This window comes from Jejuibacter sp. L23 (genome assembly GCF_050815825.1).
In the GTDB taxonomy this organism is placed as follows: domain Bacteria; phylum Pseudomonadota; class Gammaproteobacteria; order Enterobacterales; family Enterobacteriaceae; genus Jejubacter; species Jejubacter calystegiae.
Genome location: NZ_CP138199.1, coordinates 266,014 through 288,033, shown reverse-complemented (window position 1 = coordinate 288,033; position 22,020 = coordinate 266,014). Strand labels below are relative to the sequence as shown.

16 protein-coding genes, 5 tRNA genes and 3 rRNA genes are annotated in these 22,020 nt (G+C 54.5%); 3 read left to right on the top strand and 21 right to left on the bottom strand.

What is annotated here, in order from left to right; all coding sequences use genetic code 11:
* Positions 1 to 27 precede the first annotated feature (27 nt).
* From rplL to SCU88_RS01300, 11 genes are all read right to left on the bottom strand, one after another.
* Entirely contained in the window at positions 28 to 396 is a 369-nt protein-coding gene (gene rplL, locus SCU88_RS01350) for a 50S ribosomal protein L7/L12 (RefSeq protein WP_154776060.1), read from the bottom strand.
* Positions 397 to 465: 69 nt separating this feature from the next.
* On the bottom strand, positions 466 to 963 hold the full coding sequence (rplJ, locus tag SCU88_RS01345; RefSeq protein ID WP_138095293.1) for a 50S ribosomal protein L10: 498 nt from the start codon (positions 961 to 963) through the stop codon (positions 466 to 468).
* A 298-nt stretch (positions 964 to 1,261) separates the two neighbouring features.
* On the bottom strand, positions 1,262 to 1,966 hold the full coding sequence (rplA, locus tag SCU88_RS01340; protein ID WP_138095292.1) for a 50S ribosomal protein L1: 705 nt from the start codon (positions 1,964 to 1,966) through the stop codon (positions 1,262 to 1,264).
* 4 nt (positions 1,967 to 1,970) lie between these two features.
* Positions 1,971 to 2,399 (bottom strand): 50S ribosomal protein L11, encoded by a 429-nt coding sequence (gene rplK / locus SCU88_RS01335; RefSeq protein ID WP_138095291.1) that lies wholly within the window; start codon positions 2,397 to 2,399, stop codon positions 1,971 to 1,973.
* 139 nt (positions 2,400 to 2,538) lie between these two features.
* Positions 2,539 to 3,084, bottom strand: coding sequence for a transcription termination/antitermination protein NusG (gene nusG / locus SCU88_RS01330; RefSeq protein WP_138095290.1), 546 nt, complete (start codon positions 3,082 to 3,084; stop codon positions 2,539 to 2,541).
* Position 3,085: 1 nt separating this feature from the next.
* The gene (secE, locus tag SCU88_RS01325) at positions 3,086 to 3,469 is read right to left on the bottom strand and encodes a preprotein translocase subunit SecE (protein ID WP_138095289.1); all 384 of its coding nucleotides are present in this window, start codon (positions 3,467 to 3,469) and stop codon (positions 3,086 to 3,088) included.
* Between the two features lie 229 nt (positions 3,470 to 3,698).
* Positions 3,699 to 4,883 (bottom strand): elongation factor Tu, encoded by a 1,185-nt coding sequence (gene tuf, locus SCU88_RS01320; RefSeq protein WP_138095288.1) that lies wholly within the window; start codon positions 4,881 to 4,883, stop codon positions 3,699 to 3,701.
* A 113-nt stretch (positions 4,884 to 4,996) separates the two neighbouring features.
* A tRNA-Thr gene (locus SCU88_RS01315) sits at positions 4,997 to 5,072 on the bottom strand.
* A 2-nt stretch (positions 5,073 to 5,074) separates the two neighbouring features.
* A tRNA-Gly gene (locus SCU88_RS01310) sits at positions 5,075 to 5,149 on the bottom strand.
* 255 nt (positions 5,150 to 5,404) lie between these two features.
* Positions 5,405 to 5,489: transfer RNA gene (locus SCU88_RS01305), tRNA-Tyr, on the bottom strand.
* Positions 5,490 to 5,499: 10 nt separating this feature from the next.
* Positions 5,500 to 5,575 (bottom strand) — tRNA-Thr (locus tag SCU88_RS01300).
* Between the two features lie 405 nt (positions 5,576 to 5,980).
* Between SCU88_RS01300 and coaA the strand changes: the two genes are divergently transcribed.
* Positions 5,981 to 6,931 (top strand): type I pantothenate kinase, encoded by a 951-nt coding sequence (gene coaA / locus SCU88_RS01295; RefSeq protein WP_138095287.1) that lies wholly within the window; start codon positions 5,981 to 5,983, stop codon positions 6,929 to 6,931.
* A 27-nt stretch (positions 6,932 to 6,958) separates the two neighbouring features.
* Here coaA and birA read toward each other — a convergent pair whose 3' ends face one another.
* The 10 genes from birA to pepQ all read right to left on the bottom strand — a co-directional run bounded on the left by birA (position 6,959) and on the right by pepQ (position 18,451).
* Positions 6,959 to 7,921 (bottom strand): bifunctional biotin--[acetyl-CoA-carboxylase] ligase/biotin operon repressor BirA, encoded by a 963-nt coding sequence (birA, locus tag SCU88_RS01290; RefSeq protein WP_175342313.1) that lies wholly within the window; start codon positions 7,919 to 7,921, stop codon positions 6,959 to 6,961.
* Positions 7,918 to 8,946 (bottom strand): UDP-N-acetylmuramate dehydrogenase, encoded by a 1,029-nt coding sequence (gene murB / locus SCU88_RS01285; RefSeq protein ID WP_175342314.1) that lies wholly within the window; start codon positions 8,944 to 8,946, stop codon positions 7,918 to 7,920. Before murB ends, birA begins: the two co-directional genes overlap by 4 nt.
* A 145-nt stretch (positions 8,947 to 9,091) precedes the next feature.
* Positions 9,092 to 9,207: ribosomal RNA gene (gene rrf, locus SCU88_RS01280) — 5S ribosomal RNA — on the bottom strand.
* 104 nt (positions 9,208 to 9,311) lie between these two features.
* Positions 9,312 to 12,217: ribosomal RNA gene (locus SCU88_RS01275) — 23S ribosomal RNA — on the bottom strand.
* Positions 12,218 to 12,397: 180 nt separating this feature from the next.
* Positions 12,398 to 12,472: transfer RNA gene (locus SCU88_RS01270), tRNA-Glu, on the bottom strand.
* A gap of 88 nt (positions 12,473 to 12,560) precedes the next feature.
* Positions 12,561 to 14,102 (bottom strand): 16S ribosomal RNA (locus SCU88_RS01265).
* The 16S, 23S and 5S rRNA genes sit together here with 1 tRNA gene alongside, the layout of an rRNA operon.
* A 353-nt stretch (positions 14,103 to 14,455) precedes the next feature.
* On the bottom strand, positions 14,456 to 15,001 hold the full coding sequence (gene hemG, locus SCU88_RS01260) for a menaquinone-dependent protoporphyrinogen IX dehydrogenase (protein ID WP_175342046.1): 546 nt from the start codon (positions 14,999 to 15,001) through the stop codon (positions 14,456 to 14,458).
* Positions 15,002 to 15,013: 12 nt separating this feature from the next.
* Positions 15,014 to 16,465, bottom strand: coding sequence for a Trk system potassium transporter TrkH (gene trkH, locus SCU88_RS01255; protein WP_138095283.1), 1,452 nt, complete (start codon positions 16,463 to 16,465; stop codon positions 15,014 to 15,016).
* Between the two features lie 40 nt (positions 16,466 to 16,505).
* Positions 16,506 to 17,120, bottom strand: a complete 615-nt coding sequence (locus SCU88_RS01250; RefSeq protein ID WP_175342045.1) for an IMPACT family protein — start codon at positions 17,118 to 17,120, stop codon at positions 16,506 to 16,508.
* Positions 17,120 to 18,451 (bottom strand): Xaa-Pro dipeptidase, encoded by a 1,332-nt coding sequence (gene pepQ, locus SCU88_RS01245; RefSeq protein ID WP_175342044.1) that lies wholly within the window; start codon positions 18,449 to 18,451, stop codon positions 17,120 to 17,122. Before pepQ ends, SCU88_RS01250 begins: the two co-directional genes overlap by 1 nt.
* Positions 18,452 to 18,639: 188 nt before the next feature.
* Between pepQ and fadB the strand changes: the two genes are divergently transcribed.
* Together fadB and fadA are read left to right on the top strand one after the other, a co-directional pair.
* Positions 18,640 to 20,829, top strand: a complete 2,190-nt coding sequence (gene fadB / locus SCU88_RS01240; protein WP_175342043.1) for a fatty acid oxidation complex subunit alpha FadB — start codon at positions 18,640 to 18,642, stop codon at positions 20,827 to 20,829.
* A gap of 10 nt (positions 20,830 to 20,839) precedes the next feature.
* Positions 20,840 to 22,003, top strand: a complete 1,164-nt coding sequence (gene fadA, locus SCU88_RS01235; RefSeq protein ID WP_175342042.1) for an acetyl-CoA C-acyltransferase FadA — start codon at positions 20,840 to 20,842, stop codon at positions 22,001 to 22,003.
* The last annotated feature ends 17 nt before the right edge of the window (positions 22,004 to 22,020 follow it).

The following is a 22,020-nucleotide window of genomic DNA, read 5'->3' as shown; positions in this document are numbered from 1 at the left end:
TCTCAGGCTGCAACCTGAAAGTTGGGCTTACTTGATTTCAACTTCAGCGCCAGCTTCTTCCAGGGATTTTTTCAGAGCTTCAGCGTCGTCTTTGCTAACGCCTTCTTTCAGAGCTGCCGGAGCAGACTCTACCAGGTCTTTAGCTTCTTTCAGGCCCAGGCCGGTAGCACCACGTACTGCTTTGATTACAGCAACTTTGTTACCGCCAGCGGCTTTCAGAATGACGTCGAACTCGGTCTTCTCTTCAGCAGCTTCAGCAGCACCGCCGGCAGCAACAGCTACAGCAGCAGCGGCAGAAACGCCGAATTTTTCTTCCATTGCAGATACCAGCTCTACGATATCCATTACGGACATTTCGGCAACTGCTTCGATGATTTGATCTTTAGTGATAGACATTTGATTGTTCCTGAAAATCAGAATTAAGTTTATACGTTAGCAAGGAGTACGCCAGCCAAAGGAGTGCAATTAAGCAGCTTCTTTTGCATCGCGTACAGCAGCCAGAGTACGGACCAGTTTGCCGGCAGCGGCTTCTTTCATGGTCGACATCAGGCGTGCCAGTGCTTCTTCGTAAGTCGGCAGCGTTGCCAGGCGATCGATTTGCGACGCCGGGATCAGCTCACCTTCAAAGGCAGCGGCTTTGACCTCAAAATCTGCATTCGCTTTAGCGAACTCTTTGAACAGACGAGCAGCAGCGCCCGGGTGTTCCATCGAGTATGCGATCAGGGTCGGACCAACAAACGCGTCTTTCAGGCACTCGAACTGAGTACCTTCAACAACACGGCGCAGCAGGGTGTTACGAACAACACGCATGTATACGCCGGCTTCGCGACCTGCTTTACGCAGTTCGGTCATTTTGTCTACAGTCACGCCACGGGAATCCGCAACTACTGCAGACAGCGCGCCTTTGGCTACTTCGCTGACTTCAGCAACAATCGCTTGTTTGTCTTGAAGATTTAAAGCCATTAGCTTTTGCTCCTGGATTTTTGCCGGGGACAAATGGCCCCGGAACTCACTTCACTTCGGGCGAAGCCCTAAGCGTCGAAATACGGTGAGCAGAAGCAAGCCAAAGATTATTAAAAATATTCTTCAGGTTCTGTCACCGTCTACGCAGGAAATTAAGACTCTTGCGAACCACCTGCGGTCTTGGACGGAGGCCTGGATAAGGCCAGGCTCCAACCAGATAAATCATTGCCGTTCTGCACGTGGCAGAACAGTGGGCGTAAAATTGTAGACAAATTCGCCGCCCACGTCAAAGGCGAAATCAGTTAGCGGAAGCGCTCAGACCAGCCTGGTCTACCGCAACGCCAGCGCCCATGGTGGTGGACAGGCTAACTTTCTTGATGTACACGCCTTTCGCTGCAGCCGGCTTCGCCTTTTTCAGGGCAACCAGCAGCGCTTCCAGGTTTTCTTTCAGTTTGTCAGCGTCAAAGTCCACTTTACCGATGGTGGTGTGGATGATGCCGTTCTTGTCGTTACGGTAACGGATCTGACCGGCTTTAGCGTTCTTAACAGCTTCAGCAACGTTCGGCGTTACGGTACCCACTTTCGGGTTCGGCATCAGGCCACGCGGCCCCAGAATCTGGCCCAGCTGGCCAACTACGCGCATCGCATCCGGAGAAGCGATAACCACGTCGAAGTTCATCTCGCCTTTCTTGATCTGGTCAGCCAGATCTTCCATACCTACCAGCTCAGCGCCAGCTGCTTTAGCAGCTTCAGCGTTCGGGCCCTGGGTAAATACGGCTACGCGAACGGAACGGCCAGTACCGTGCGGCAGTACGGTTGCACCACGAACGTTCTGGTCAGATTTACGCGCGTCGATACCGAGGTTAACGGCAACGTCAACGCTTTCTACGAATTTAGCGGTAGCCAGCTCTTTCAGCAGGGCAACGGCTTCGTTGATGTCGTACTGTTTGGTCGCATCAACCTTGTCACGGATCACGCGCATGCGCTTGGTCAGTTTAGCCATTGTCTTAGTCCTCCACTACCAGGCCCATGGAACGAGCGGTACCTTCGATGGAACGAGCCATCGCTTCAATATCGGCACCAGTCATGTCCGCTGCTTTAGTCTGGGCAATTTCCAGAACCTGAGCGCGAGTTACTTTACCCACTTTGTCTTTGTTCGGCTTACCGGAACCAGACTTGATACCAGCAGCTTTCTTCAGCAGAACGGCAGCCGGCGGGGTTTTGGTAACAAAGGTGAAGGAACGGTCAGCGTAAACGGTAATAACAACCGGAATCGGCAGACCTTTCTCAACGGAATCAGTCTTGGCGTTGAACGCCTTACAGAATTCCATGATGTTAACACCCTGCTGACCCAGAGCCGGACCAACCGGCGGGCTCGGGTTAGCCATACCAGCTGCAACCTGCAGCTTAACGTAGGCTTGTACTTTCTTGGCCATCTTAAATTTCCTCTGTTGGGTATAGCGCCTGAAATCAGGCTCCCCATATTAAAACCGTCTTACGGGCAAGGCCCATAAAAACAAAAGGCGCGAAATTGTATTCCAATCTCACGCCCTGTGCAACGATTGATCGCCGTGGTTAGGCTTTTTCTACCTGGCCGAAGTCCAGCTCGACCGGTGTTGCGCGGCCGAAGATAGAGACGGAAACCTTCAGGCGGCTCTTTTCGTAATCCACCTCTTCCACCACGCCGTTAAAGTCGGCGAAGGGCCCATCGTTGACGCGAACCATTTCGCCCGGTTCGAACAGCGTCTTCGGACGCGGCTTATCACCCACCTGCTGCAGGCGGTTCATAATCGCATCAACTTCTTTGTCGCTGATCGGTGCCGGACGATCGGACGTCCCACCAATGAATCCCATCACGCGCGGTACGCTGCGCACCAGGTGCCAGCTCGCGTCATTCATAACCATTTGAACCAGTACATAGCCCGGGAAGAATTTGCGCTCGCTTTTACGACGCTGGCCACCGCGGATTTCAACAACCTCTTCGGTTGGCACCATGACTTCGCCAAACAGATCTTCCATGTTATGCAATTTGATATGCTCGCGCAGGGAAGTCGCTACGCGGCCTTCAAAACCGGAAAACGCCTGAACGACGTACCAGCGCTTTTTTGGAGCTTCAGACATCTCAGAACCTCAGGCCAGTGATAAAGGAGACCAGGCGGACCAGAATACCATCCAGCCCCCACAGGATCAGTGACATGACAGCCGTCACCGCTGCCACAATCAGCGTGGTGTGCAGAGTTTCCTGACGAGTCGGCCAAATCACCTTACGGACTTCGGTTCTCGCTTCGCGGGCAAACGCAACCGTCGCTTTGCCTTTGGTCGTCAACAGCGCAACACCGCCCGCCGCAGCAATCAGAATCACCACTGCGAGAGCACGCAGCGGCAGGGTAATATCACGATAAAGATAGTTGCCGACGATAGCCACAAGCAGCAGCACGGCAACAACCAGCCATTTCATCGCTTCCAGGCCGCGCCCACTTCCCTGAGCTTCGGTATTCGCACTCATAAATCAACCTGTCACAATAAAGACAAACATTTGCGCCCCGGCTAAGCGGGGCAGACCAGACCGGCGTACGTTGCCGCACATCCGGCATTAACGCTATCGGCAGAGCCTGTCTCAGCAATGATTATGAGAAAAAAATCACTGATGAGCCAGGTTCTGTATTTCGACAGCGTACAAAAAGGGCATCAAATGATGCCCTTTCCTTGTGCATTGCGTCAAACGTTATCGGCAATTAAGCTTCAACTTTAGCAACAACACCCGCACCAACGGTACGACCGCCTTCACGGATTGCGAAGCGCAGACCCTGGTCCATTGCGATCGGGTGGATCAGCTCAACGTTCATTTTAACGTTGTCGCCCGGCATTACCATCTCTACGCCTTCCGGCAGAGTGATAGAACCCGTCACGTCAGTGGTACGGAAGTAGAACTGCGGACGGTAGCCTTTGAAGAACGGAGTGTGACGGCCGCCTTCGTCTTTGGACAGAACGTAAACTTCCGCTTCGAACTTGGTGTGCGGCTTGATGGAGCCCGGCTTAGCCAGAACCTGGCCACGCTGGATTTCATCACGCTTGGTACCACGCAGCAGAACGCCACAGTTCTCACCAGCACGACCTTCGTCCAGCAGTTTGCGGAACATTTCAACGCCAGTACAGGTGGTCTTCGCAGTATCTTTGATACCGACGATTTCTACTTCGTCGCCCACTTTAACGATACCAGTTTCAACACGACCGGTAACAACGGTACCACGACCAGAGATGGAGAATACGTCTTCGATCGGCAGCAGGAACGGCTTGTCGGTGTCACGCTCCGGCTCAGGGATGTAGGTATCCAGAGCTTCAGCCAGTTCAACGATCTTCGCTTCCCACTCAGCGTCGCCTTCCAGCGCTTTCAGTGCAGAACCGCGGATAACCGGGCAGTCGTCGCCCGGGAAGTCGTACTGAGACAGCAGCTCACGAACTTCCATCTCAACCAGTTCCAGCAGCTCTTCGTCATCAACCATGTCGCACTTGTTCATGAACACGATGATGCACGGTACGCCTACCTGGCGACCCAGCAGGATGTGCTCACGGGTCTGCGGCATCGGGCCGTCAGTTGCAGCAACAACCAGGATAGCGCCGTCCATCTGAGCAGCACCGGTGATCATGTTTTTCACGTAGTCGGCGTGCCCGGGGCAGTCAACGTGCGCGTAGTGGCGAGTCGGGGTGTCATACTCAACGTGAGAGGTGTTGATGGTGATACCACGAGCTTTTTCTTCCGGCGCGTTATCGATCTGATCGAATGCGCGAGCAGAACCACCGTAGGTTTTAGCCAGTACGGTGGTAATGGCGGCGGTCAGCGTTGTTTTACCATGGTCAACGTGGCCGATAGTACCGACGTTAACGTGCGGTTTTGTACGTTCAAACTTTTCTTTAGACATCGATTGTCCCTCTAAGACACGGATAAATCGGTGATATCACCACATCAACCAGGCACAACGCCTGAATTTGTTGAATTCAGCAAGCAGAAGAGAAACAGGGGGGATAAAGGAGGTGGTGCTGATAGGCAGATTCGAACTGCCGACCTCACCCTTACCAAGGGTGCGCTCTACCAACTGAGCTATATCAGCACTGGAGCGGGCAGCGGGAATCGAACCCGCATCATCAGCTTGGAAGGCTGAGGTAATAGCCATTATACGATGCCCGCATCCTGAAACCCGGCTACCTGATTCTTTCTGGAGAGAAAACCTCTCAAGTATTCGAGCCGTTTTGTTGAGGCTACCGCCTCACAGCACTAAAAGCACTGCTAAAACAGCGGTGAGACAAAATACGTCTCACCAGGGGGCCACCACGCAGGTTGATTACTCAACCGTGACATAATGCCCCAGAAGGCTTGCGCCTTCCCCGGCAAGCGTTTCTTAACGAAACCGCTTACTGGTTTACCGCATTTCTGCGGTGAATATGGTGGTGGGGGAAGGATTCGAACCTTCGAAGTCGATGACGGCAGATTTACAGTCTGCTCCCTTTGGCCACTCGGGAACCCCACCCGATACTTGATGGTGCCGGCTGCCGGAATCGAACTGGCGACCTACTGATTACAAGTCAGTTGCTCTACCAACTGAGCTAAGCCGGCATCAAGTAGCGCGCATTCTAGAAACAGCTGCCCGCCTATGCAACAAAAAAATTGCGTAAAATGGCCTACCGCTCACATTTTGCGCTACAGACCGAAAAAGTGCTGTTATTTTACGCAATTTGCTACCGCGATTTCTCTGTGGGCGCGGATTTTATGTTCAGCAGATTTTCCTTATCCACCAGAACATTGCACATTATGTGCGCAGACTCCACACCACTGACCCGGTACAGCACCAGACCAACGCTTCGATTGCAGCATAGCACAGGATGACCAGAGGCGATTTTTTCTTATTATTCGCCAGCATCTGGTGATACCCTCCAGCCCTGATATTAAAAATTTGTTGATGTAGTGCGCCAGTGTGGGAGTCCTCTGGTATCTCCCTGAACCGCAGGCCGATGCATGCTTATGAGCAATAAAGAGCAAAAGTTAATGACGCCTTATCTTCAGTTCAACCGGAGCCAGTGGGCCGCACTTCGTAATTCCGTCCCCATGACGCTGACGGAAAGCGAAGTCGCACGTCTTAAGGGGATCAACGAAGATCTCTCGCTTGAAGAGGTGGCGGAAATCTATCTGCCCCTTTCTCGTCTGCTGAATTTCTATATCAGTTCTGATCTGCGTCGTCAGGCGGTGCTGGAGCAATTCCTCGGTACCAATGGGCAGCGGATTCCGTATGTGATTAGTATCGCCGGCAGCGTTGCCGTGGGTAAAAGCACTACTGCGCGCGTTTTACAGGCGTTACTCAGCCGCTGGCCGGAACATCGAAAAGTAGAGCTTATTACCACTGACGGCTTCCTCTACCCCATCAAGGTTCTGAACGAACGTAACCTGATGAAGAAGAAGGGGTTCCCACAGTCATATGATATGCACCGGCTGGTGAAGTTTGTCTCAGACATCAAGTCAGGCGTACCTAACGTTACCGCACCGGTCTATTCTCATCTGACCTATGACGTGATTCCCGGTGGAGACAAAACCGTTAATCAACCGGACATTCTGATTCTTGAAGGTCTTAATGTTCTACAGAGTGGCATGGATTATCCCCACGATCCGCATCATGTATTTGTCTCTGACTTCGTCGACTTTTCTATTTACGTCGATGCGCCTGAGAATTTACTGGAAAGCTGGTACATTAACCGCTTCCTGAAATTCCGCGAAGGGGCATTTACCGATCCCGACTCTTATTTCCACAACTATGCAAAGTTATCCCGTGATGAGGCTGTCGAGACAGCGACTCGTCTGTGGAGAGAAATTAACTGGCAGAATCTTAAGGAAAATATCCTTCCCACTCGTGAGCGCGCCAGTCTGATCATGACCAAAAGCGCCAATCACGCCGTGGACTGCGTGCGGTTACGGAAATAAACAAAGGGGGTATATCCCCCTTTATTATTAATCGCCCGGACGTAATGAAATTTCGCCGCCAACCCAGGGCGTAATTACCCCATCCTGCTCCAGCATTAGCGCGCCCTGTTCATTAATTCCCCGAGAGATACCGGGTATTTCACGCTCGCCAATAATGAGCTTAACCGGCCGGTTAATAAAATTATCCAGCTTTTCCCAGCGCGCCAGGAAAGTCGCCAGGCCACCTTGTTCAAACTGACGCAGTGACTGACGCAGCTCTTTGATCAGTAGCACCGCCAGTTGGTTACGGTCGACGCTGATCCCCGCCTCCTGCAGATTGATCCAGCCCTGGTTTACGATATCGGTCGCAACATTACGCATTGCCAGGTTAATACCACCACCGAAAACGATCTGCGCCGCATCACCGGTCTTACCCGTGAGTTCAACAAGAATCCCCGCCAGCTTACGGTCATGTAAATAGAGATCGTTCGGCCATTTAACCCTAACCTCATTGGCACCCAGCTTGTGAAGCACTTCAGCCATGACGATACCGATCACCAGACTCAACCCTACAGCCGCTGCAGGTCCCTGCTCAAGACGCCAGTACATGGAAAGATACAGGTTCGCACCAAAGGGAGAGAACCACTGACGGCCACGGCGGCCACGACCGGCCTGTTGATATTCGGCAATACAGACGTCACCCGAATGCAGTTCACCAATACGGTTAATCAGGTACTGGTTAGTGGAATCGATCACCGGCAGTACCTCCACCGAGCCATCACCAATCTGGTTGAGGATGACATCGCGCTCCAGTAACTGAATAGGGGCAGGCAGGCTATAGCCCTTACCTGGAACGGTAAAGACATCGATCCCCCAGTCACGCAGGGTTTGAATATGCTTATTAATCGCAGCCCGGCTCATTCCCAACTGCTCACCAAGCTGCTCTCCGGAATGAAACTCGCCGTCGGCCAGAATGCCGATCAACGTCAGGGGGATCTTGTAATCCTTCATGCAATGGTCTCCACCGCGCTGACTTCTCCCCGGGCGCCAATAAAGCGGACTTCAGGTTCAAGCCAGACATTAAACGTTTCCCCCACACGCTGTCGGACGTCATGGGCCAGGGCAACCACATCCCGTGCGGTCGCATTGTTTTCATTAATCAGAACCAACGCCTGTTGACGATGAACCGCAGCCCCCCCTTTCTGATGTCCTTTTAACTGGCAGCGGTCGATCAGCCAGCCGGCTGCCAGCTTCACCGTTCCATCCACCTGAGGATAATGAGGGGCATTAGGGTGCTCCGCCAGTAATGACGCGGCCTGCTGTTCTGTGATGACAGGATTTTTGAAAAAGCTGCCTGCATTCCCGGTAAGTGCGGGATCCGGCAACTTACTGCGTCTCATATGGCACACCGCGTCGAAAACCTGACGTGGCGTAACATCCTGAGGGTTATGGCGGGACAGATCGCCATAGGAGAGCACTGGCTGCCATTGTTTAGGCAGGCGCAGGCCCAGTGCCGTGATGGCATAGCGGTGCTGATACTCATGCTTGAAGATACTGTCGCGATAACCGAAGCAGCATTCATCCGCCAACAGGCGTTTATGCTTCCCGGTAGCAAGTTCCAGGCAGTCAACATAATCACACACCTGTTTCAGCTCCACGCCATAGGCACCGATGTTCTGAATAGGCGCAGACCCCGCACATCCAGGAATCAGCGCCAGATTCTCCAGACCAGCAATACCATGATCCAGCGTATACTTCACCAGGTGGTGCCAGTTTTCACCCGCACCCACGTGCAAATACCAGGCATCATGCCCTTCACGGATGTCTATGCCACCAATACGATTCAGGATCACCGTGCCTGCAAAGTCTTCCAGCAGTAGTACGTTGCTTCCCTCCCCCAGGATCAATATCGGCTGATGTTCCGCACTGGCGCTCTGCCATGCATTCAGGAGTTGCTGTTCATTTTCAGCGTGCACAATTCGAGCGGCTTGTGCATCTATACCGAATGTATTGAAAGGTTTTAGGGAGGTGGTCATGGTCTCTTTCCAGGTCAGTCAAACCCCGCTAGTTTACCCTATCCTGGCGACGATCGCTTATAACGTGACTGGTGAGGAGGACTTTTCCCGGTGCTATAAACGCAAAAAACCCCGGTCAATGACCGGGGTTCTTCACTGGTTTGATGCCTGGCAGTTCCCTACTCTCGCATGGGGAGACCCCACACTACCATCGGCGCTACGGCGTTTCACTTCTGAGTTCGGCATGAGGTCAGGTGGGACCACCGCGCTGTCGCCGCCAGGCAAATTCTGTTCCGCTTACCGCCATACAGGCCATAAGCGTTTATCCGTCACAAGCTGATTTGATTCTGTCTCTCAACATCACACCAAAACATCTTTGGCGTTGTAAGGTTAAGCCTCTCGGGTCATTAGTACCGGTTAGCTCAACGCATCGCTGCGCTTACACACCCGGCCTATCAACGTCGTCGTCTTCAACGTCCCTTCAGGAGACTCAAAGGTCTCAGGGAAGACTCATCTCGGGGCAAGTTTCGTGCTTAGATGCTTTCAGCACTTATCTTTTCCGCACTTAGCTACCGGGCAATGCAATTGGCATCACAACCCGAACACCAGTGGTGCGTCCACTCCGGTCCTCTCGTACTAGGAGCAGCCCCCCTCAGTCTTCCAGCGCCCACGGCAGATAGGGACCGAACTGTCTCACGACGTTCTAAACCCAGCTCGCGTACCACTTTAAATGGCGAACAGCCATACCCTTGGGACCTACTTCAGCCCCAGGATGTGATGAGCCGACATCGAGGTGCCAAACACCGCCGTCGATATGAACTCTTGGGCGGTATCAGCCTGTTATCCCCGGAGTACCTTTTATCCGTTGAGCGATGGCCCTTCCATTCAGAACCACCGGATCACTATGACCTGCTTTCGCACCTGCTCGCGCCGTCACGCTCGCAGTCAAGCTGGCTTATGCCATTGCACTAACCTCCTGATGTCCGACCAGGATTAGCCAACCTTCGTGCTCCTCCGTTACTCTTTGGGAGGAGACCGCCCCAGTCAAACTACCCACCAGACACTGTCCCCACGCCAGATAATGGCGCCAGGTTAGAACATCAAACATTAAAGGGTGGTATTTCAAGGTTGGCTCCACGTGTACTGGCGTCCACGCTTCAAAGCCTCCCACCTATCCTACACATCAAGGCTCAATGTTCAGTGTCAAGCTATAGTAAAGGTTCACGGGGTCTTTCCGTCTTGCCGCGGGTACACTGCATCTTCACAGCGAGTTCAATTTCACTGAGTCCCGGGTGGAGACAGCCTGGCCATCATTACGCCATTCGTGCAGGTCGGAACTTACCCGACAAGGAATTTCGCTACCTTAGGACCGTTATAGTTACGGCCGCCGTTTACCGGGGCTTCGATCAGGAGCTTCTGGTTACCCATAACCCCATCAATTAACCTTCCGGCACCGGGCAGGCGTCACACCCTATACGTCCACTTTCGTGTTTGCAGAGTGCTGTGTTTTTAATAAACAGTTGCAGCCAGCTGGTATCTTCGACTGACTTCAGCTCCACCCGCAGGGGCTTCACCTACATGTCAGCGTGCCTTCTCCCGAAGTTACGGCACCATTTTGCCTAGTTCCTTCACCCGGGTTCTCTCAAGCGCCTTGGTATTCTCTACCTGACCACCTGTGTCGGTTTCGGGTACGATTCGTTGTTACCTGAAGCTTAGAGGCTTTTCCTGGAAGCAGGGCATTTGTCACTTCAGCACCGTAGTGCCTCGTCATCACGCCTCAGCCTTAACTCTCCGGATTTGCCTGGAAAGTCAGCCTACACGCTTAAACCGGGACGACCGTCGCCCGGATGACATAGCCTTCTCCGTTCCCCCATCGCAGTAACACCGAGTACGGGAATATTAACCCGTTTCCCATCGACTACGCCTTTCGGCCTCGCCTTAGGGGTCGACTCACCCTGCCCCGATTAACGTTGGACAGGAACCCTTGGTCTTCCGGCGAGCGGGCTTTTCACCCGCTTTATCGTTACTCATGTCAGCATTCGCACTTCTGATACCTCCAGCATGCCTCACAGCACACCTTCGCAGGCTTACAGAACGCTCCCCTACCCAACAACACACAGTGTCGCTGCCGCAGCTTCGGTGCATGGTTTAGCCCCGTTACATCTTCCGCGCAGGCCGACTCGACCAGTGAGCTATTACGCTTTCTTTAAATGATGGCTGCTTCTAAGCCAACATCCTGGCTGTCTGGGCCTTCCCACATCGTTTCCCACTTAACCATGACTTTGGGACCTTAGCTGGCGGTCTGGGTTGTTTCCCTCTTCACGACGGACGTTAGCACCCGCCGTGTGTCTCCCGTGATAACATTCTCCGGTATTCGTAGTTTGCATCGGGTTGGTAAGCCGGGATGGCCCCCTAGCCGAAACAGTGCTCTACCCCCGGAGATGAATTCACGAGGCGCTACCTAAATAGCTTTCGGGGAGAACCAGCTATCTCCCGGTTTGATTGGCCTTTCACCCCCAGCCACAGGTCATCCGCTAATTTTTCAACATTAGTCGGTTCGGTCCTCCAGTTAGTGTTACCCAACCTTCAACCTGCCCATGGCTAGATCACCGGGTTTCGGGTCTATACCCTGCAACTTAACGCCCGGTTAAGACTCGGTTTCCCTTCGGCTCCCCTATTCGGTTAACCTTGCTACAGAATATAAGTCGCTGACCCATTATACAAAAGGTACGCAGTCACACCCATAAAGAGTGCTCCCACTGCTTGTACGTACACGGTTTCAGGTTCTGTTTCACTCCCCTCGCCGGGGTTCTTTTCGCCTTTCCCTCACGGTACTGGTTCACTATCGGTCAGTCAGGAGTATTTAGCCTTGGAGGATGGTCCCCCCATATTCAGACAGGATAACACGTGTCCCGCCCTACTCATCGAGCTCACAGCATGTGCATTTTCGTGTACGGGGCTGTCACCCTGTATCGCCGGACTTTCCAGACCGTTCCACTAACACACACGCTGATTCAGACTCTGGGCTCTTCCCCGTTCGCTCGCCGCTACTCAGGGAATCTCGGTTGATTTCTTTTCCTCGGGGTACTTAGATGTTTCAGTTCTCCCGGTTCGCCTCATTAACCTATGGATTCAGTTAATGATAGTGTGACGAATCACACTGGGTTTCCCCATTCGGACATCGTCGGTTATAACGCCTCATATCAGCTTACCGACGCTTTTCGCAGATTAGCACGTCCTTCATCGCCTCTGACTGCCAGGGCATCCACCGTGTACGCTTATTCGCTTAACCTCACAACCCGAAGATGTCTTCGTGTTGCAAGCTTGAGAGACCCATTAAACGGTTGTCCCGTTTATGGATTATCAATTTTCAGCTTGTTCCGGATTGTTAAAGAGCAAATATCTCAAACATGACTCACTGAGCCAGTTTTGAGATATCGGGGGTAACATCTTTCACCTGTCACCGAGCAAGTGGCGTCCCCTAGGGGATTCGAACCCCTGTTGCCGCCGTGAAAGGGCGGAGTCCTAACCGCTAGACGAAGGGGACACGAAAAGTGTCACGACTTCGTAGCCGTCTTGCTTCTTTACTTTCATCAGACAATCTGTGTGGACACTGCGAATACTGTATCCAAAGGTAAGGAGGTGATCCAACCGCAGGTTCCCCTACGGTTACCTTGTTACGACTTCACCCCAGTCATGAATCACAAAGTGGTAAGCGCCCTCCCGAAGGTTAAGCTACCTACTTCTTTTGCAACCCACTCCCATGGTGTGACGGGCGGTGTGTACAAGGCCCGGGAACGTATTCACCGTGACATTCTGATTCACGATTACTAGCGATTCCGACTTCATGGAGTCGAGTTGCAGACTCCAATCCGGACTACGACGCACTTTATGAGGTCCGCTTGCTCTCGCGAGGTCGCTTCTCTTTGTATGCGCCATTGTAGCACGTGTGTAGCCCTGGTCGTAAGGGCCATGATGACTTGACGTCATCCCCACCTTCCTCCGGTTTATCACCGGCAGTCTCCTTTGAGTTCCCGACCGAATCGCTGGCAACAAAGGATAAGGGTTGCGCTCGTTGCGGGACTTAACCCAACATTTCACAACACGAGCTGACGACAGCCATGCAGCACCTGTCTCACGGTTCCCGAAGGCACAGTCTCATCTCTGAGACCTTCCGTGGATGTCAAGACCAGGTAAGGTTCTTCGCGTTGCATCGAATTAAACCACATGCTCCACCGCTTGTGCGGGCCCCCGTCAATTCATTTGAGTTTTAACCTTGCGGCCGTACTCCCCAGGCGGTCGACTTAACGCGTTAGCTCCGGAAGCCACGAGTCAAGCTCACAGCCTCCAAGTCGACATCGTTTACGGCGTGGACTACCAGGGTATCTAATCCTGTTTGCTCCCCACGCTTTCGCACCTGAGCGTCAGTCTTCGTCCAGGAGGCCGCCTTCGCCACCGGTATTCCTCCAGATCTCTACGCATTTCACCGCTACACCTGGAATTCTACCTCCCTCTACGAGACTCCAGCTGGCCAGTTTCAAATGCAGTTCCCGGGTTGAGCCCGGGGATTTCACATCTGACTTAACCAACCGCCTGCGTGCGCTTTACGCCCAGTAATTCCGATTAACGCTTGCACCCTCCGTATTACCGCGGCTGCTGGCACGGAGTTAGCCGGTGCTTCTTCTGTCAGTAACGTCAATGCATGAACGTATTAAGCTCACACCCTTCCTCCTGACTGAAAGTACTTTACAACCCGAAGGCCTTCTTCATACACGCGGCATGGCTGCATCAGGCTTGCGCCCATTGTGCAATATTCCCCACTGCTGCCTCCCGTAGGAGTCTGGACCGTGTCTCAGTTCCAGTGTGGCTGGTCATCCTCTCAGACCAGCTAGGGATCGTCGCTTTGGTGAGCCGTTACCTCACCAACTGGCTAATCCCATCTGGGTTCATCTGATGGCGTGAGGCCCGAAGGTCCCCCACTTTGCTCTTTCGAGATTATGCGGTATTAGCCACCGTTTCCAGTGGTTATCCCCCTCCATCAGGCAGATCCCCAGACATTACTCACCCGTCCGCCGCTCGCCGGCAAGGAAGCAAGCTTCCTTCCGCTGCCGCTCGACTTGCATGTGTTAGGCCTGCCGCCAGCGTTCAATCTGAGCCATGATCAAACTCTTCAATTAAAGTTTGATGCTCAAAGAATTAAACTTCGTAATGAATTACGTGTTCACTCTTGAGACTTGATATTCATTTAGCGTCTTTCGACGTTCAGGATATCAGTGCTTTCGAGTGCCCACACAGATTGTCTGATAAATTGTTAAAGAGCAGTGCGCGCTGTTTTGTCAGCGGCGCGGGCTGCGTATATTACGCTTTCCCGCCCGGGAGTCAAGCGTTTGTTTTCGCTTTCATCCCGCTGACCCGGTGCGCCGTAAGGCGTTGTTCCGTGTCAGTGGTGGCGCATTATAGGGCCTGAATTCGTGCTGGCAAGGGCTAATTTAAAAAAAATGTTTATCAGCCCGTTTTTCCGCCATTACGCTCAATTAATCGTCCCGCTGCGCGTTAAGCGAGCGACTTCACGGGCAAAATCAGCCACCTGATTCCAGTCGGTGTAGACCACTTCTTTACTGGTATCCGTTTCTCCTCCGGTCATTTTCATAATCAGGCGAATCATAAAGCGATCAAACCAGCGATAGCGTGGATAACGCAGCGCGCCAGCAAAGACCGCGCTGAGATCCGGTTGCCAGGGAGAAGCCAGCAGAAACTTGCGCGTATAAGAGTTGGTTTGCGGAGTCCGCTTTTCCGGCTTACGAGCAACCAGGTTTACGGAAAAGAAGGCGCCTGGCCGCGCATTGAGCTCGGCCACATGCTTTTTCACAAAATCCGTCAGGGCCGGATGAAAATGGCCATAGCGAATAGAAGCGCCAATCACTACCCGATCGTACTGCTCCCACGCCAGCGTTTCTACCCGATGCAGATTCTGCAGCTCGGCATCAATGCCATGTTCCTTCAGACCGGAAGCAATGCTGGCAGCAATCTCCCGGGTTTGCCCGTCCCTTGTCGAAAACAGAATCAGGGTTGTCACATTTCGCTCCGATTATTCGCGCCAGAATGTTGGCGTAAAGAGTACCAATAAGGTAAAGACTTCCAGTCGCCCGAACAGCATGTTGCAAATCAGGATCCACTTAGCAACCGGATTCATGGTGGAAAAGTTATCCGCCACTACGCCAAGTCCCGGCCCCAGGTTATTTAGCGTAGCTGCTACAGAAGCAAATGCTGAGAAGTCGTCCACACCGGTGGCGATAATCGCCAGCATACTGATCAGGAAGACCAGTGCATAGGCCGAAAAGAATCCCCACACGGCTTCCAGAATACGTTCCGGCAGCGCGCGATTGCCAAGCTTAATACTGTAGACCGCGCTGGGATGCACCAGGCGCTTCAGTTCGCGGTTCCCCTGTTTAAACAACAGCAGGATACGAATGACTTTAAGGCCCCCACCGGTAGAACCGGCACAGCCGCCGATAAACGCAGAACAGAGCAGCAATACCGGCAGGAACAGCGGCCAGCGAGCAATACTGTCGGTCGTGAACCCTGCCGTGGTCGCCATCGAGACCACCTGGAAGAAAGACTGATTCAGAGTTTGCCAGGCCGATTCATAGACATTATGGAACCACAGCACCAGAGTGCAGATCACCACCAGCGATAGCTGTACCCCAATAAACATTCTGAATTCCGGGTCGCGCCAGTACACCTTCAGGCTGCGACCGCTCAGCAGCGAGAAGTGCAGCCCATAGTTACAGCCAGAGATCAGCAGGAAGATGGCGATAATGGTGTTGATAGTCGTGCTGTCGAAGTAGCCCACGCTGGCGTCATGTGTCGAAAAGCCGCCGATGGCGATGGTCGAAAAGCTGTGGCCAATGGCATCGAAGGCTGGCATACCGGCGAACCACAGCGCCAGAGCACAGGCTATCGTTAATAGTACGTAGATTAGCCACAGCGTTTTGGCCGTCTCGGCAATACGCGGTCGCATTTTATTGTCCTTCAGCGGCCCTGGCATTTCCGCGCGATAGAGCTGCATGCCCCCAACCCCCAGGATCGGGAGTATCGCCACCGCCAGTACGATGATTCCCATCCCGCCAAACCACTGAAGCATCTGACGATAGAAGAGTATCGCATGCGGCAGCGAATCCAGCCCCACAAGCGTAGTGGCGCCAGTGGTCGTCAGCCCGGAGAAGGACTCAAAGAAAGCATCAGTCACCGTCAGGTTAGGCCGTTCGGAAAAGATAAAAGGCAGGGCCCCGACGCTACCCAGCACGGTCCAGAACAGCACCACAATAAGAAAGCCTTCGCGCGGCTTCAGTTCACTTTTCTGATGACGATGGGGCCACCACAACAACACGCCAATGGCCAGTGCGACAAAAAAGGTCTGCGTAAAGGCGCGGCCGGCGCCATCCCGATAAATCAATGCCACCAGGCCGGGAAGGAACATCGTTCCCGAAAAGAGGATAACCAGCAGGCCAACGATTCGGGTTATGGCACGAAAATGCATTTCAGCCGTTTCCTTTGCAATCAAAAAATATCAGGTGGGATTATTGTGCAAACGGTAGCAAATGCAATGTACCGCGGCTCAGATCGGCCAGTCTGGCCGAAAATTCGGCCACTTTTGCCTGAGGAAGCGCCACCTGGAGCCTGACTTCGGCCTGATAGTCACTATGGGCCACCAGTCCTTCACACTGTTTCAGCAGTGCTTCCACGCCGGACAGTTGCCCATAGTCACAGTGAAGAAGATACGCTTGTAGGGGCACCCTACGCGCAGTGGTGAGCTGGCCAAGCGCCAACTGTACGCCGCCGCCATAGGCTTTAACCAGCCCGCCAGTTCCAAGCTTAATCCCGCCATAATAACGCACCACCACGGCGGTAATTTCGCCAACGCCACTGCCCATCAACTGCGCCAGAATCGGTTTACCCGCCGTGCCTGCGGGTTCGCCATCGTCGGAAAACCCCAACTGCTGCGAATCGTCAGGCGCACCGGCCACCCAGGCCCAGCAGTGATGGCGGGCATCAGGATGTTCGGCACGTACGGCATCAACAAACGCCTTCGCCGCCTCTACGCCGTCGGTATGGGCCAACAGCGTGATAAAGCGGCTCTTTTTAATCTCTTCGTTAACGGTGACTGGCGCCGCCGGAATCAACCAGCTTTCCATCAGGCCAGCTTCAGATCCCGGGTCATATTTTCGAGGCTATTTTCATGCATCACCACGTTATCCTCTATACGGATACCCCCGTAAGGCTTCAGCGCTTCGATCTTCTGCCAGTTAAAGTGCTTGCTGTACTGCCCTTCACGCCAGGGTGTGAGCAGCGAGTCGATAAAGTAGATGCCCGGCTCGATGGTCAACACCATACGCGGCTCCAGGATACGGGTGCAGCGCAGTGCAGGATACAGCTCCGGCGGCGCCAGATGGGTGCCGGTATCATCCTGCATAAAAGCGCCCACATCGTGAACCTGGAGTCCCAGCGGATGGCCAATACCATGCGGCATAAAGGGCCCGGTCAGGTTCGCTTCCACCATCGCCTCTTCGCTGATGTCAGTCACAATCTGATGACGGCGCAGAATCTTCGCCAGCCGCTGATGAAACTGAAGATGGTAATCGGTATAGCGCTCGCCGACTTTCATGGTGGCAATCAGCGCCTGTTGCTCTTCGTTGACGTCTTTAATCAGTTGGGCAAAGTCGCTGTCGTGATGCATGGTCCAGGTTCGGGTCAGATCCGCCGCATAGCCGTTATACTCCGCCCCGGCATCCAGCAGGAAGCTACGCATTTCAGGCGGCGCAGTGTGATCCAGTTTGGTGTAATGAAGTACTGAGGCATGCTCGTTCAGGGCCACAATATTGCCGTAAGGCACATCGATATCACGATGTCCCGTCGCGGTCAGATAAGCCTGGTTAATATCGAATTCGCTCATCCCGGAGAGAAACGCCTCTTCGGCCGCCCGGTGACCTGATACCGCCATTTTCTGCGCTTCACGCATGCAGCTAATTTCATAGTCGCTCTTATAGGCGCGGTAGTAGTGCAGGTAATCAATCACCCCTTTCGGGTTAATCTGGTCGGCCGGAATCTCCAGTTGCAGCGCACGTTCCGGCACCGGGCCAATATAAGCGATATTTTTACGATTCGCGGGCAACTGGCTGCCGATGCCATCCGCTTTCGGCAGCGCCACCAGCTCAACTTCATCGGTCCAGAAACTGTCCGGCAGCGGCTCTACGTTATGCCAGTAATCCACCGGCAGGTAGAACCAGAGTTTCGGCTTGTTCACGCCATCCACCAGCAGCCAGCAGTTCGGCACCTGGGTGACCGGCACCCACGCCTTAAACTGGGGGTTCACCTTGAAGGGATAGGGGTGATCGTCAAGGAAGACGTTGAACAGTTCACCCGAATGAATCAGCAACGCATCAAGATTGAAGCGCGCCAGAACATTGCGGGCGCGCTCCTGTAGCGTTGCCATATGCTCTTTATACTGTGCGGCCAGCGAATCCATAGTTTACCCTTCTGTTTTCGACCATAACCTGCGCATCTTAGCACAGCCATTCGGGCACCGAACCCTTTCCGCCATCCGTGATCTTCACAGCAATTATTTAAACTGAAATTTGCATTTTATTAACATTAATTCCACACTCCGCTTCATCTGGTAAGACCAGATCCCAACGCTGGATTCAGGAGATTGATATGCTTTATCAAGGCGACACCCTGTACCTCGACTGGCTGGATGATGGCATCGCCGAACTGGTCTTTGACGCTCCCGGTTCGGTCAATAAGCTCGATACGGCAACCGTTGCCAGCCTGGGCCAGGCGGTTGAAGTGCTTGAAGCATTGCCGAAACTGCGCGGGCTCCTGCTGCGCTCCGGCAAACAGGCGTTTATCGTCGGCGCTGATATCACCGAGTTTCTGGGGCTGTTCCTTGCCCCTGCCGAACAGCTCAGCGAATGGCTGCGCTATGCCAATTCGATTTTCAGCCGACTGGAAGATCTTCCGGTTCCCACTCTTTCAGCCATTAACGGCTATGCGCTCGGCGGCGGCTGTGAATGCGTGCTGGCGACCGATTTCCGCATTGCCACGCCGGATGTTCGCATTGGCCTGCCGGAAACCCGACTCGGCATCATGCCCGGGTTTGGTGGCACCGTCAGACTGCCCCGCCTGCTGGGAGCCGACAGCGCGATGGAGGTCATCGCCGCCGGTAAAGAGCTGGATGCCAGCGAAGCCCTGAAGCGTGGACTGCTGGATGCTATCGTCGAACCGGAAAAGCTGCATGAGTCAGCCTTAACCACGCTGCGCCAGGCCATTAACGAGCAACTGGACTGGAAGGCCAGACGCGCACCCCGCCTACAGCCCCTGAAGCTCAGCCCCATAGAATCAGCCATGAGTTTCGCCACCGCCAAAGCCATGGTGAAGCAGCAGGCTGGCGGACACTATCCGGCGCCGGTAACGGCCATTGAAACGATTGAAGCCGCGGCCGGTCTGCCTCGCGACGAAGCACTGGCGCTGGAAACCCGCAACTTTGTTCCCCTGGCTCACACCGACGCCGCCCGGGCGCTGGTCGGTATCTTCCTGAACGATCAATATATTAAAGGTCAGGCGAAACAACTGACCCGCGACGTGAATCCTCCCCGTCAGGCCGCAGTGCTGGGCGCCGGAATTATGGGCGGCGGCATCGCTTACCAGTGTGCCTGGAAAGGTATTCCGGTGTTGATGAAAGACATCAACGACAAAGCGCTGACGCTGGGCATGAATGAGGCAGGCAAACTGCTGAATAAAAAGCTGGAGCAGGGGAAAATCGACGGCCTGAGGCTCTCGGAGGTCGTCTCGACCATTCATCCGACACTCGACTATACCGGCTTTGAACGGGTCGACGCCGTGGTCGAAGCGGTAGTGGAAAATCCTAAAGTGAAGCGCGCCGTACTGGCGGAGCTGGAAAGTCAGGTCGGTGCCGATACCGTGCTGGCCTCGAACACTTCCACCATTCCGATCTCACTGCTGGCGGAAGGCCTGCAACGACCTGAAAAATTCTGCGGTATGCACTTCTTTAACCCGGTGCACCGCATGCCGCTGGTCGAAGTGATTCGTGGCCGTCAGACCACGGACGAAACCACCGCCCGGGTGGTCGCCTGGGCCCGGAAAATGGGTAAGACGCCGGTGGTGGTTAACGACTGCCCCGGATTTTTCGTTAATCGGGTGCTGTTCCCCTATTTCGCTGCCTTTAGCCAGCTACTGCGCGACGGCGCCGATTTCCGACGGGTTGATAAGGTGATGGAGAAAAAGTTCGGCTGGCCGATGGGACCCGCCCTGCTGCTGGATGTGGTAGGTATCGATACTGCCCACCATGCTCAGACAGTGATGGCGGAGGGCTATCCCGATCGCATGGCGAAATCCGACCGTGACGCTATCGACGTGCTGTTCGAAGCCGGACGCTACGGTCAGAAGAGCGGCCAGGGCTTCTGGCGCTATCAACCAGATCGTAAAGGCAAACCGCGCAAAACGCCGGACGACACCACCGATCGTCTGCTGCTGGAGGTCTGCCAGCCAGTACGCGACTTCAGCGACAGTGAAATTATCGAACGTATGATGATCCCGATGGTGAACGAGGTCGTCCGCTGCCTTGAAGAAGGAATTATCGCCAGCCCGGCAGAAGCCGACATCGCCCTGGTTTACGGGCTGGGATTCCCGCCCTTCCACGGCGGCGCCATGCGCTGGCTGGACACTCTGGGTAATGCCCGTTTCATGGAAATGGCCGAACAGTATCAGCAACTGGGGCCGCTCTATACGGTCAGCGCTGGCGTGCAGGAAAAAGCGCGCAATAACCAAACCTGGTATCCCCCCGTCGCCCCGGTTCGTCCGGCAGGCGCAGTAGCGCAAGCCTGAGGAGGCTGAGATGGAAAATGTGGTCATTGTCGACGCCATTCGCACCCCAATGGGCCGCTCTAAAGGGGGCGCTTATCGCCACACCCGGGCGGAGGATCTGTCGGCTCACCTGATACGCAGCCTGCTTTCGCGCAATCCCGCCCTGGAGCAGGAAAACATCGATGATATTTACTGGGGCTGCGTTCAGCAGACTCTGGAGCAGGGGTTTAATATCGCCCGTAACGCGGCGCTACTGGCAGAGATCCCCGCCAGCGTGCCTGCCGTCACTGTGAACCGGCTGTGCGGCTCTTCCATGCAGGCACTGCACGACGCCAGCCGAGCCATTATGACCGGCGACGCCCGGGTCTGCCTGGTGGGCGGCGTAGAGCATATGGGGCACGTTCCAATGAGCCACGGCGTGGATTTTCACCCCGGACTCAGCCGCACCACGGCAAAAGCCGCCGCTATGATGGGGATGACCGCAGAAATGCTGGCGCGCATGCACGGCATCAGCCGCGCCATGCAGGACAGCTTCGCCGCGCGCTCGCACAAGCTGGCCTGGGCCGCCACCGAAGCGGGTCTGTTCAATGATGAGATCGTTCCCACCTGGGGCCACAACGCCGACGGCGCGCTGGTCTGCATTACACAGGATGAAGTGATTCGCCCGGAAACCAGCGTCGAAGCCCTGGCTCAGTTGCCACCAGCCTTCGATCCGGTTAACGGCACCGTTACCGCGGGCAGCTCATCGGCCCTGTCGGATGGCGCCGCCGCGCTGCTGGTTATGAGCGAATCTTATGCCAGATCGCTGGGTCTGACGCCAAAGGTGCGTATTCGGACGATGGCCGTTGCTGGCTGCGATCCGTCAATTATGGGCTATGGCCCGGTTCCCGCTACCCGTAAGGCGCTAAGCAAAGCCGGAATAGCGATGGAGGATATCGATCTGGTCGAGATGAACGAGGCCTTCGCCGCGCAGATCCTGCCCTGCATCAAGGATCTGGGGCTAATGGAGAAGATCGACGATCGGGTCAACCTGAACGGCGGCGCTATCGCCCTGGGTCACCCTCTGGGCTGTTCAGGCGCCAGGATCACCGCAACCCTGGTGAACCAGATGACGCGCCGGGATGCCCAACTCGGCCTTGCCACGATGTGCATCGGGCTGGGCCAGGGGATAGCCACCCTTTTCGAACGCGCCTGAGGCGCAAGGGGTTAAAC